The 12,639-nt window shown below is 35.9% G+C and carries 10 protein-coding genes; 4 read left to right on the top strand and 6 right to left on the bottom strand.

The features are described 5' to 3' along the window. Window positions 1-14 precede the first annotated feature (14 nt). Window positions 15-395 carry an ACT domain-containing protein gene (locus AC4BB2_RS12520; RefSeq protein WP_490473233.1) on the bottom strand — a complete coding sequence of 127 codons (381 nt, stop codon included), beginning with the start codon at window positions 393-395 and terminating at the stop codon, window positions 15-17. Between the two features lie 343 nt (window positions 396-738). Continuing rightward, complete coding sequence (locus tag AC4BB2_RS12515; RefSeq protein ID WP_490473232.1) at window positions 739-1,104, bottom strand: hypothetical protein; 366 nt, start codon at window positions 1,102-1,104, stop codon at window positions 739-741. Between the two features lie 250 nt (window positions 1,105-1,354). Here AC4BB2_RS12515 and AC4BB2_RS12510 point away from each other — a divergent pair, with 250 nt between their 5' ends. From AC4BB2_RS12510 to AC4BB2_RS12500, 3 genes are all read left to right on the top strand, one after another. Then, window positions 1,355-2,125: a C39 family peptidase gene (locus tag AC4BB2_RS12510; protein ID WP_490473231.1), complete on the top strand. Its 771-nt coding sequence runs from the start codon at window positions 1,355-1,357 to the stop codon at window positions 2,123-2,125. 112 nt (window positions 2,126-2,237) lie between these two features. Then, complete coding sequence (locus AC4BB2_RS12505; protein ID WP_490473230.1) at window positions 2,238-2,936, top strand: glucosamine-6-phosphate deaminase; 699 nt, start codon at window positions 2,238-2,240, stop codon at window positions 2,934-2,936. 109 nt (window positions 2,937-3,045) lie between these two features. Continuing rightward, window positions 3,046-3,606 (top strand): DNA-3-methyladenine glycosylase I, encoded by a 561-nt coding sequence (locus AC4BB2_RS12500; protein ID WP_490473229.1) that lies wholly within the window; start codon window positions 3,046-3,048, stop codon window positions 3,604-3,606. Window positions 3,607-3,743: 137 nt separating this feature from the next. Here the strand turns inward: AC4BB2_RS12500 and AC4BB2_RS12495 are convergent, their stop codons facing one another. Beyond that, window positions 3,744-5,207: an AcpB/EbpR/MafR family transcriptional regulator gene (locus AC4BB2_RS12495; RefSeq protein ID WP_490473228.1), complete on the bottom strand. Its 1,464-nt coding sequence runs from the start codon at window positions 5,205-5,207 to the stop codon at window positions 3,744-3,746. A 387-nt stretch (window positions 5,208-5,594) separates the two neighbouring features. Here AC4BB2_RS12495 and AC4BB2_RS12490 point away from each other — a divergent pair, with 387 nt between their 5' ends. After that, on the top strand, window positions 5,595-7,085 hold the full coding sequence (locus tag AC4BB2_RS12490; protein WP_490473227.1) for a lytic polysaccharide monooxygenase: 1,491 nt from the start codon (window positions 5,595-5,597) through the stop codon (window positions 7,083-7,085). A 183-nt stretch (window positions 7,086-7,268) separates the two neighbouring features. On the opposite strand, the gene AC4BB2_RS12485 is transcribed toward AC4BB2_RS12490, so the two are convergent. Genes AC4BB2_RS12485 through AC4BB2_RS12475 form a run of 3 tightly spaced genes read right to left on the bottom strand, consistent with a single transcriptional unit; the run spans window position 7,269 to window position 12,433 of the window. Continuing rightward, the gene (locus tag AC4BB2_RS12485; RefSeq protein ID WP_490473226.1) at window positions 7,269-8,942 is read right to left on the bottom strand and encodes a glycoside hydrolase family 13 protein; all 1,674 of its coding nucleotides are present in this window, start codon (window positions 8,940-8,942) and stop codon (window positions 7,269-7,271) included. Between the two features lie 55 nt (window positions 8,943-8,997). Then, on the bottom strand, window positions 8,998-10,647 hold the full coding sequence (locus tag AC4BB2_RS12480) for a glycoside hydrolase family 13 protein (RefSeq protein WP_490473225.1): 1,650 nt from the start codon (window positions 10,645-10,647) through the stop codon (window positions 8,998-9,000). Next, the gene (locus AC4BB2_RS12475) at window positions 10,568-12,433 is read right to left on the bottom strand and encodes a glycoside hydrolase family 13 protein (RefSeq protein WP_490473224.1); all 1,866 of its coding nucleotides are present in this window, start codon (window positions 12,431-12,433) and stop codon (window positions 10,568-10,570) included. The genes AC4BB2_RS12480 and AC4BB2_RS12475 overlap by 80 nt, the downstream gene beginning before the upstream one ends. Between the last annotated feature and the right edge of the window lie 206 nt (window positions 12,434-12,639).

Genomic DNA, 12,639 nt, shown 5'->3' with positions numbered 1-12,639 from the left:
CATGTAAAAGAAACTTAAAAAGTATGTCCGCAATTCTTCAGTATCTGGACTGCTTTGTCCTTTTCGCTATTTTTGATTAACAGGTAATCAGTATTATATGTAGATAAAGTAAAGATGGAGATCTGATTTTCTGCTAATGGATTGGCTAATTGGGTTAAAATACCAACTAGTGAGAAGTCCAGTTCTCCTACGATTTGGATGATGAACCAGTCGTTATCAATCGAAAGTGCTTGTTCTATCGGCAGTGTGTTTTCTGGAGCAATGATTGAGCACTCGTCTTCTGTATAGGTGATACTTTTAAAAGCTTTGATTTCGTGAAATCCAGTAGGGATTTTGGTATGAGCTGGGAATTTCATGATTGAATAATTCATTGTATCTAATAATTTCAGTTGCATTATTTTTCCTCCATTTTCTTTTAAATAGGAATTTGTAGAATGATTTGAGAATCATAAACGGGCGAAAGAGTACTTCCTGTGTCTTTAAAAGCAGCTTATTTACTGAAAAAGCAACTATTGAACCATCTTTAAATGCGGAAATAATCGATCATTTTGCATCTTTTAAGTTAAAGCACTAGCTATTTTGAAACTCGTGAAGATATCGAGGGCTTCACATGATTTCCATGTCTATTATAACTTTTTTATGAGCACTTGTGGGCTTGGTTATAATGGAAATAATTCGTTTAAAAAAGAAAATAGTCAGACAGCGAAACTTAAAGTGGTTTGCTGTTTGACTATTTTTTTATTTGATTTGCCGTTTGTCGTTTTTCAACAACGTGCTGACTTTCTTTATATGTTCAACAGGAATCATCCGGATTTGTTGATTATCTTCTTGCAAGCGCAACATGATTGAGTCAGTAATACTCTTAGAAACAATCCATCCAGAAGCTGTTTCAAATTTTTGAGAAGTTGGTACTTCTTTTAATTGTAAAACAACTAAACTTTTTTGAGCAGAAGCGACTTGTAATTTCTTAAGAATTTCTTCACGTTCTTTATTTTTACTCTTCTTATCTTTAGAGTCTTCTAAAAAGGCCGAAAAGAAACTTTGGGAAGATTGGCTGATCAATTTTGAAATGCTTTTCATTGTTGATTTATGGTTATTGTCCATTCTTCTACCCCCTTCATAAATTTACTGCTACTATCAGACTCTGAATAATCAGATACTACCATTCTACCTAAAAAAGACAAAAATTTCAAGAAAATATGTTCGGTTTAATTTTAATAAATAATTACTCAGACTTGCTTTTTTCGTTAGATTCAGTAATATTAAGAAGTACGATTACCTATTTATTTATGTGATTCGTTTTTGAAAGTGTAATTAATCCAATGTGCTTTCAATTTAATAGAGGGAGATACTGATGAAACAAAAACCAAAACAAAACCAAAAACCAAAAGTTTACATCATAGCATTACTTGTTGTAACGGCATTTGCAGGAGCTGTCTTAGCTAAAATTGCTCCTATGGAAGAAGGGCATGGCTTTTCATCTTTATTCCATGATGAAGCGGCGGATAAAGTAAGTACGATTGAGACAAGTGAGAAAGAAAAAAAGCCGGAAAAAGTCAAAGAACTTACTTATACTGAACAAGTCAACGAAGATTTAAGGCAAGGGAAATTTACTAACCGAATGCCAATGGATTTGTTGTTACAAACGGATGATAAATGGAAAGCAATCTCTTATGGTATGGGAAACCCTGAGGGGGATACCATAGAAATTAATGGCTGTGCGATTCTTTCTTTAGCGATGGTCGCTTCTTTCTTAGATAATAAGCCATCTACACCACAAGATATTTTAAACTGGTCAAAAAATGATTATTTCATGGAAGGCGAAGGGACAGCTTGGTCTGCGTTTTCTGATTTTGCTATGGTCAAAGGATACCAATTTGAAGATCTTGAAACGAATATCACAGCAGTGGAAGAACAGTTAAAACAAAATCATCCGGTGATTATTTCAGTAAAACCAGGCTTGTTTACAAAAACAGGTCACATCATGGTGCTTAGTGGGACAAATAATGGAAAGTTCTGGGTGAATGATCCCAATGACTCTGAAGAAAAGGGGCATTCGAAAAAAGAATTTACAGCGGATGAATTAATGAATGAAGCGCTGAATTTTTGGGCAATATACAAGTAAACATCATGATTGCTTTCTTTGTTCTCACTTTAATAAATGTTCAAAAACCATTGACATGGGATGGTTCCCACATTATACAATTGAAGTATAAAAAGGAATTGGAGTGAACAAGATGAAAATTATTATCGAAAAAGACTTTGAAGCGATGAGCGAAACTACCAAGAATATTTTATTAGGGCATATGAGCCAAGATAAACGTGTTAATTTATCTATTACAGCAGGAAATACACCTGTTGGAGTTTATAAAAAAATGGTAGAAATCGTAAAAGATTCTCCAAACTATGAGAATGTCCATTACTATAATTTTGATGAAATTCCTGTAACTAATCAAGCAGAAGGTGTTACTATCACAGATTTGCGAAAATTATATTTCACTCCCGCAAATATCAATGAAGAAAATATCCATCCATTAACTGTAGAAAATTATGCAGAACAAGATAAGCGTTTGGCTATGGATGGCGGATTGGATGCGATGTTGATTGGTTTAGGTGGAGATGGACATTTCTGTGGGAATATGCCAACAACGACTAGTTTCGAAAATTTAACATATAAAATAAAGGTTTCTGGAAAAGAACCTTGGTTTGTACCAGAGATGATGGAAAAAGATTTGGAGTTTGTCACAATGGGACCGGTTAGCGTGATGCGGGTGAAACATTTGATTCTGATCGTCAACGGTAAGAAAAAAGCTGAAATAGTGAAAAATGTACTACAAGGACCTGTGACAGAAGAATTCCCAGCCTCTGTTTTGCAATTACATCCTAATCTTACGGTTATTCTAGATGATGAAGCAGCTAGTGAGTTAGATAAATAAGCGAGCAAAAAAGATTGAGACAGTAAGTTGTCTCGGTCTTTTTTTACTAGTTTACAAACGTACGTTCTCGTGTTATTCTTGGATAAAAGACAAAAGAATGGAGAAATATATGGAGAAAGTACGGTGTGATTGGGCAATCGGGAATGAATTGGAAGAGAAATACCATGATGAAGAGTGGGGAACAGCTGAACATGATGATCGAAAGCTGTTTGAAATGTTGATTTTGGAAAGTATGCAGGCTGGTTTAAGTTGGTCAACGATTCTCAAAAAAAGAGAAACATTAACCAGTGCTTACGATCAATTTGATTATGTAAAAATCGCTAAGTATACACAAGAAAAGATTGATGACTTATTAGAAGATCCTGGCATCATTAGAAATAAACTGAAAATTAATGCAACAATCAATAATGCGCAGGTATTTATGGAAATCCAAAAAGAATACGGCAGCTTCAATGAATTTATTTGGTCATATGTCGACCATAAACCAATTCAAAATCGTTGGAAAGATATCAAAGAAGTTCCGGCATCAACCGAGTTATCTGATAGAATTAGCAAAGATTTGAAGAAAAAAGGCTTTAAATTTTTAGGAACAACTACGGTTTATGCATTTATGCAGGCAACAGGCATTGTGGACGATCACCTGCGTCGTTGTTTTAAATGTAAAAAATAAGTGAAAATAGGAGTTTGATCCCAAATTAAAATCAGTTTTTCTGTTATATTTTAACTCCGAATACATGATAACGTTTGAAATAAAAAACCAGCTTAACCCCCAATTTTGGTTAAGCTGGTTTTTTTTTAGAAAGAAATTTAGTGCCCTTCAAAATGATCTTCATAAACTAACATCAATTTATCAAAACTTTTCACGTCAGGAATCAGAGGAATGACAATGATGGGAATGTTATTGATATAGATCTCAGGAATATTAGTGATAATGCAATCATATTCAGAGGCTTCTTTTTCCAAATCTTCCAAAGATGTAACATGCAATGGGGTACAAGAGAAGCGTCCTCGTAAATAATAAGTGATTCGTTCAGAAAGCATGTTCATATAGTCTAGACCAGAGTTGAACAAGAGACAAGCTTTCATTGTGGGAGTTGAATCTTCCAAACGATCCAGTAAATTTGGCCAATTCGTAAATAGGATAGAGATGGATTCGTAAACCATATAGTCTTTGTACGGACTTGAATAGAAAATAGCCTGCAAAGAATGAATGAGTTCCATCGGAAAATGACCATATAGATTTTTGATTCCTGAAAAAAATTCTTTATTTTTATCATGTAGAATAAAAGTACGACCATTGATTTGACATTCTAGATTGTAGAGACTCATAAAAACATTTTCAAAATTATTGCATTTACAAGTCATCCTTTTTTCTATTTCTTCTAGAAGCGTTTGGATTTTTTGATATTTTAACAAGGCTTGACGATCAACTTCTATTATTTTATGTAAGGTATCGATGGAGTCGATATATTGATCGCTAAAAAATAAATAGAAAATGGTATTTAAGTTATCCGCTGATAAGGGTAACTGAAACTGACTATAAAATTCATCACAAGCATATGTATCATTAATAATTGGAAACACTTTTTCTGGAACATCATAAAGTTGATTTTCACTATTATATTTTAATAAATGGATAACAGTATAAGTGTAAAAACGTAAACGATTTAGTAAAGAAAAATCTAAATTGTTTGATTCGCTATTAGGTGTCGCTTGTTTGACGATTTGAAAACCGACTTGATCTAAAATCATTAGCTGAGCATTAGTTAAGAGACTTTCAGCTACGCCGTACTTCTCATAGAAATAATGTTGCATAAAATTACAAATACTATGTGGATCACCGACAAGTTGCATCTTCTTTAGATTAATGGTAAATCCTTCTATTTGAAGATGTTGATTCACCCGCAGAACGATTCGTTTGATCGTAGAGACGCTAGTATAAAGATCATCGGCTAAATCAATAATGGTAGAAAAATTATGTAAGAATATTTTTTCAATTAATTGAAACTCAACGCTATTTTTTAAGAATTTTTGATAAATACTTGTTTTACAGAAACCAAAATTTGTTGCTAAACGAATACCGTATTTTTTTGAAGATTCGATTGTCGCTGGAGTAAGTAAAGCTTCCAACTCAATAATATCTGATTTCAGTGTTTTTACAGGAACATTTAAAGATTCAGAGGCTGCTGCAAAAGTGACCCATTCGTTATCGGCTAAAATCTCCATTAACTCTAATTGGCGTTTAGATCGAGAAGAGAGTATATCTTTCATTATATCAACACTTTCTTTTTTTTATATTTTTTATATTTGTTCAGCCTGTAATGAAATAAATTTCAGGCCGGTTTATATTTTAACTTGAAACAGGTTGTTTTGTCTATACAACAACGAATAATAACGATTGTCTTTTTAAAATAATTAGAAATATATAGTTCAGTTTTTTCTTTTTAAAAGAAAAACATGACCTTTTAAAGTTATTTTTTGATATAACATTTGTAATAAATAGCAAGTTTTGTTTGAAATTTATTTATATTTTATTATTAGAATTGAATTCAACCAACTCTTCCTTTTTTGTGACCATAAATGACCCTTTTTTTTATTGAATAGCGTTTAAACTAGGGTTAAGCCAGTTGAAGGCGAAATAATGAGTGGAGGAAAATTATGAATAAGAAGTTATTAGGATTAGCATTGATGTCATCAATTATACTAGGTGGAGCGGGTCTGTTAAATGCAAATGAAGCAGATGCTCATGGATATGTAGAAAAACCAGCAGCGCGTGGTTACCAAGGATCATTAGATAAAAATACAATTGGATGGGGACCAGCTCTAGAAAAATATGGAATGGTTATTACCAACCCTCAATCTTTAGAAGCGCCTAAGGGATTCCCACAAGCAGGTCCAGCAGATGGACGTATTGCTTCAGCGAATGGCGGACTAGGTCAAATTTCTGACTTTGTATTAGATAGCACTGGTTTCAATCGTTGGAAAAAACAAGATATTAAAACTGGGATGAATTCATTCTCTTGGCATTATACAGCTCCTCACAGTACATCTAAATGGCACTACTATATTACTAAAAATGGTTGGAATCCAGAACAACCATTAGCAAGAAAAGATCTACAATTAATTGGTGAAGTGAAACATGATGGTTCAGCTGCATCAAATAATAAAACGCACCAAGTGAATATTCCTGCGGACCATTCTGGTTACCATGTTATCTTAGCAGTTTGGGATGTTGCAGATACTCCAAATGCATTTTACAATGTAATTGATGTGAATATAACAGGGAATGGCGAAACTACACCTCCTGTTGAAGTAGCACCAGCAACACCAACAAATGTAAAAACAGCAGATGTAACAACATCTACACTTAAATTAACTTGGGATAACGTTGCAAATGCAAAAGAATACAATGTTTACCGTGATGGCAAGAAAGTTGCGACAGTTGGCGGTACTCAATTTAACGATGCGAACTTAGCTGAAAAAACAACTTACTCTTATCAAGTTGAAGCAGTTGGAACAAATGGTAAAATCTCTGAAAAGAGTGCAGCAGTAAAAGCAACAACACAATCATCATCAACAGAAGATAACCAAAAACCAACAGCTCCAACAAACGTTCACTCAATGGGAACAACAGAAACATCTGTAGATTTAATGTGGTCAAAATCAACACACTTCTTAGGTGTTAAAAACTATGAAGTATACCGTGATGGTAAAAAAGTTGCAACAACAGAAAAAACAAGCTTTAAAGATAATGGATTAAAAGCAAATACAACTTATAAATATACAGTAAAAGCAATTAGTGTTGGCGGCAATGTTTCAGAATCAAGCGCTGTATTTACTGTGAAAACAAAAGAAAAAGAAGTTGAAGTAGAACCTGGTAAAACTACATGGGATAGCAATAAAGTTTATACAGAAGGCAATAAAGTTATCTTTAACGATTTAGAGTATCAAGCAAAATGGTGGAGCAAAGGCGATCGTCCAGATAAATCAGATGCTTGGAAACTTCTTTCTGACAAAGTAATGGGCTGGGAAACAAATAAAGCTTATAGCGGCGGAGATAAAGTAACTTACAAAGGTAAAACATACAAAGCAAAATGGTGGACTCAAGGCGACAAACCAGATACTTCATCTGTTTGGGTACTTGCGTAAATAATAATTAATACCTGTATGACATAGTAATAACCGAACATAATAATTACGACATAGTATTAAAAGAAGCGTTGGACAATGATTTGTCCAATGCTTCTTTATTTACAAATAATATAGGGAATAGAATAAAAAAACAAAGAGAAACGAACGGTTTTCTCTTTGTTTTTATTTTAAGTGAGATCTTTAGTTTATTGTGCTTCGATAAACATGAGCTTCATAGTTTGAAAGAGTCATATGTTGTTGGAAAGGTTTCATCTCTGAAGTTGTTATGACTTCTTCCCAGTTTGAATCATTTAAAGAATCTGGGAAAGTGATTGATGTTTGTTTCTGATCTAGCTGAACGAGGATCAACCATTGTTCTGTTTCGGTTGTCCGTGTATAACAAAAAATGGTTGGATGTTCTGGTAATAGTAATTTGAATTCGCCGTGGATAAGGGCGTTTGTCTGTTTTCTTAACTGAATCAATGTTTGGTAGTGGTGAAATATACTGTTATTTTCAACATCTTTTTGTGCGGCGTTGATTCTTCGATAATTGTCGTTGACTTTCAGCCAAGGCTCCGTTGTTGAAAAGCCTCCGTGTAGAGAATCTTCCCATTGGAACGGTGTGCGGCTGTGATCTCTGGACCAGTTAACCGCAATTGCTAAAGCCTCTTTCGTCATTTTTCCTTGTGTCAGCAATGTTTGATAAAAATGGATCGTATCAGCAGCGTTTATTTCTTCAATTGAGCTAAAAGGATAGTTGGTCATACCGACTTCTTGCCCTTGGTAAATAAAGGGTGTCCCTTTTAATAGAAGTAGAACGGTAGCTAACGCTTTAGCTGCTTCAGGTGAATCATCTCCATAAACGGATACGCTGCGTGGGGTATCGTGATTTTCTAAATATAAAGCATTCCAACCGTCCTCAGCTAGGCTTGTTTGCCATTGGTTTAAGGAGTGTTTCAAATGCGGGATGGAGCCTTTTTGATGCCCAGTCTCACCGATTCGTTTACAGTGTTCTAATTCGAAAATCATATTGAAATATCCGTTGTTGCCTGTCCATTCAACCGCTTCGTGATGGGGTACGCCACTGGCTTCGCCGACAGTCATGATATTATATTCGTTAAAAATAGCATTTAACTCTTTTAAATAGGTGTCGATGCCAGTGACATTCATAAAGGGAGCCCATTGATTATCTGTAATCTTAAAATCCCAAGGTTCTTTTTGGATATGGCTGATAGCATCAATTCGGAAACCGTCAATACCGAGATCTAACCACCAACGGATCATTTGATAAATTTCTTGGCGAACACGAGGGTTTTTCCAATTAAGATCAGGTTGTTCTTTTGCGAAAACATGAAAGTAAGCCTGTTTTGTTGGTTCGTGGTAAGTCCAAACAGAACCGCCGAAAAAGGATTGCCAATCATTTGGTAGGTGATCTTTTGTAGAGTCAGCCCAATGATAATAGTCGCGGTAAGGATTGTCTAGCGATTTTTTTGATTCTAAAAACCAAGGGTGTTGATCGCTGGTGTGGTTGATAACCAGATCCATGATGATTTTTAAATCTAGCTCATGAGCTTCTGTAAGTAATGCTTTAAAGTCGTCCATTGTACCGAAATCTTCATGAATGGCTTGGTAATCTGAGATGTCATAACCATTATCAATGTTAGGTGAAGCGTAGATTGGATTAATCCAAATGAAATCAATCCCTAGCTCCTTTAAATAAGGGAGTTTTTGACGGATTCCATTTAGATCGCCGATACCGTCGTGATTACTATCTTTAAAACTACGAGGGTAAATTTGATAACCTACGGCATTTTTCCACCAACTGTTTTTTTCTATGTTGTTAGTTTTTTTAATTTCTATTGCGGCGTTGGGCATGTTGTGTTCCTCCGAGTTTTAAAAGTGGTAACAAACTTGTTTTTAGCTCCAAAAGTTAATTTGTGAATTCGGATAGTTTGACCACAAAAGCTTCGTAAGGTTCTAGTATTCTCTCGGCAAGTTTGTTGTAATTTTTTTCTGTATTGGCAATAATCGTTTCGGATGCAGTTTTATCTAAAGAAAATAATTGTTCTTGGTCTGAAAAATTACAAACAATTAGCCAACTTTCACCTTGGTGATGTCGGTAATAGGCAAAAACTTCGGCTGCTGTATTTTCCACTAATTCAAAGTTACCCCAAACGATTAAGGGGTGATTTTTGCGAAGTTCAATCAGTTTTTGATACGTATAAAAGACTGAGTTTTTGTCTGCTAAAGCATTGGCGACGTTGATTTCTTGGTAGTTTTTATTAACTGTTAACCAAGGTGTGTCGGTTGTGAAACCCGCGTTTTTAGTGTCATTCCATTGCATCGGGGTGCGAGCGTTGTCTCGGCCTTTGACGTTGATAGCAGCTAGGATATCTGTTTTTTTGTATCCTTTTTTAATTCGATCGGCATACATATTTTTGCTTTCAATATCCTCAACTTCTAAGATGTCATGAATGACGCGATTGGTCATGCCGATTTCTTCTCCTTGATAAATATAGGGAGTTCCCTTTAGCATGTGTAGTAAAATTGCTAGCATTTTGGCGCTTTGTTCACGATAAATGGTGTCATTTCCCCATCTAGAAACGATGCGTGGAAGGTCATGGTTATTCCAGAAAAGTGAGTTCCACCCTTGGTTGCCAAGTTCTGTCTGCCATTTTGAAAAGACTTTTTTTAGTTCTGGTATTTGCAATGGTCTTAAGTCCCATTTGCTTTTTCCGGGTTCTTCGTCTAAAGCGACATGTTCAAATTGAAAAACCATTGAAAGTTCATTTCTTTTGGGATCGGAATATAATTTTGCGATTTCGGGTGTAGCTCCCCAAGTTTCTCCAACCGTCAACAAGTCTTTCCCGCCGAAAGTATTAGCGTTCATTTCTTGTAAGTAGTCATGAAGTTTTGGGCCGTTCCCAGTAACTTTCTGATCTGGGATTTTTCCTACTAAATCGATAACGTCCATTCGGAAACCACCGATGCCTTTATCAATCCAAAAGTTCATCATATTGTAGATGGCATTTCGAACAGCAGGATTTTCCCAATTTAGATCGGGTTGTTTTTTGCTAAATAAATGTAGATAATACTCTCCGCTAGGTTCATCTAGCTGCCAAGCTGAACCCAGAAAGGTGGATTCTAAGTCATTTGGAGCTTCACCGTGGATACCTTTGCGCCAAACGTAGTAATCACGGTAAGGATTCGTTTTAGAGGAGCGAGATTCGATAAACCAAGGGTGTTCGTCACTAGTATGATTGACCACTAGATCCATAATGATTTTTATATTTCGTTTTTGCGCTTCTTGAATCAGTTTATCCATATCTGCCATAGTCCCAAATTCCGTCATGATTTGTTCGTAGTCGCTGATATCGTAGCCGTTGTCATCGTTTGGAGAACGATAGACAGGGCTAAGCCAAATAGCGCTAATACCTAGTTTTTTTAAATAATCTAAGCGTTGAATAATGCCGACTAAATCGCCCATACCGTCACCGTTGCTATCTTGAAAGCTCCGTGGATAAACTTGATACACGACGGCTTCCTGCCACCAATGAGTGTTTGTTTCGGGTTGTGTCATTGTTTTCAATCCTTTCTATTGTTTCTAATGATGCGGCAAAACCGTAAGGTGCAAGCTCAATTGCTCTTTCATCTAGTGATTGTGTTTGAGTGGAGAGTAAAATCTTTTCTTTTTCGATATAGACTGGTAGTTGGCCAGTGTTGAAAATGCTTCGGAGCATTTTTCCTTCGTGTTCATAAGCGAAATCAATGATACCTGTTTGTTCATCAATTTCATACCAACGCAATTTTCCTTCTGACAAAAGAGGCTGGTGTTCTTTTCTGAATGCTATTAAAGTTTTGATGAACTGGTACATGTCTTGGTCTTGTTCATCGGTTTCCCATACCATGCATTTGCGGCAATCTGGATCACCTTCTCCATCCATAGCGTATTCATCTCCATAATAGAGACAAGGAACGCCTTTTTGTAAATAGGTGAATGCTAAGACTTGTTTCATGAGCTCTTTATTGTTTTTGGCAATCGTTAATAAGCGGGGTGTATCATGAGAATCTAGAACATTGAACATGATTTGATTCGTTTGTTCACGGTAGAGCATCAATTGATGATTTAGTTCGGAAACTAGTTTGCTTAAAGGGATCGTTTGGTAAACAAAGTAAGAAAGAATTGCATCCGTAAAGGCGTAATTCATTACTCCGTGAAATTCGTCTCCGTGTAGCCAACGTTGGGAAGAGTGCCAGATTTCTCCGAGAAGGTAAATGTCTGGTTTAGCTTCTGTACAAACGTCGTGGAATTTTCGCCAAAAACGATGATCCACTTCGTTAGCTACGTCTAAACGCCATGCGTCGATATCGAATTCATCGATCCAATAGCGAGCGATTTCTAGTAAATAGTCCTGTACCTCTTTGTTGCCTGTGTTTAATTTGGGCATATGAGGGGTGAAGGCGAACGTATCGTAAGTGATGTCATCGGAAAATTCAAAATTAGTAGTCGGTGTATAGGTGACTGGAAACTTATGAATATGAAACCATTTTGCATAAGGTGAATCCGCCCCGTTTTTAACAACATCCTGCCATTGAGGTGAAAAATCCCCCATATGATTGAAGACGGCATCCAGCATGACACGAATACCTCTTTTATGACATTCATCCACTAATTTTTTGAAAAGTTTTTTGTCGCCGAAAGCTGAATCAATTTCAAAATAATCGATCGTATCATATTTATGATTGCTGGAAGCTTGGAAAATCGGACAAAAGTAAATACCATTGATTCCCAGATCAACAAGGTGGTCTAAGTGGTCTAAAACCCCTTGTAAATCACCGCCAAAAAAGTCGTCCCGTCCTGGATGCTCTTTGCTCCCCCAGGCTAAAGTGTCTTTAGGATCATTTGTAGGGTCGCCATTTGCAAAACGTTCAGGAAAAATTTGATACCAAACAGTTTCTTTCACCCATTGAGGAGCTTTGAAACGATCTGCTTCATGGAAATAAGGGAGTTTAAAATAATTATTCGCCATTTTTAAAGTGGCATCTTGATAAGGGAAGAAACCATGATCACCGTAAAATAACTGAGTTCCATCCATTCCTTCCACTTTGAATGCGTAACTTAGACGTCTGTGAGGTGCGGATGTTTCTATTGTCCAGTAATCATGAGTGATGGTGGAAAGGTATTTTTCCATCGGAATTGTTGATTTGAACCATTCGTTATGTTCAAGTTGATAAGGATCGCCGTTGATTAATGCGACGCTCTTTATATCGCCTCTGCCTGTTCGTAACCGAATATGCATTTTGTCAGCTGTGTATAAATAAGCGAATTCGCTTTCTGGTTGGTGATGGATTGCTGCAGTGTTCATCTGATTTTTCCCTCCTGTGATTGTTTTTAGTCTTCGTTTCTAAAGCCACCCATATTATGACACATAAGAAAAACGTTTTCAATATATTTTTCGCAAACGATTGCATTTCGTTTTATTACAGGAACTATTTCTTCTTAGAATAAAAAGAATAGAGAGGGAAAGCTTAGTCCAGCTCGTTTTTTAATTTTAAATGCTAATTAATTAAG

The sequence above is a fragment of the Enterococcus sp. AAFC-DPL-5146 genome, assembly GCF_058216635.1.
Note: the sequence above shows the minus strand (reverse complement) of the source record. Positions and strands in the feature narration are given on the sequence as shown.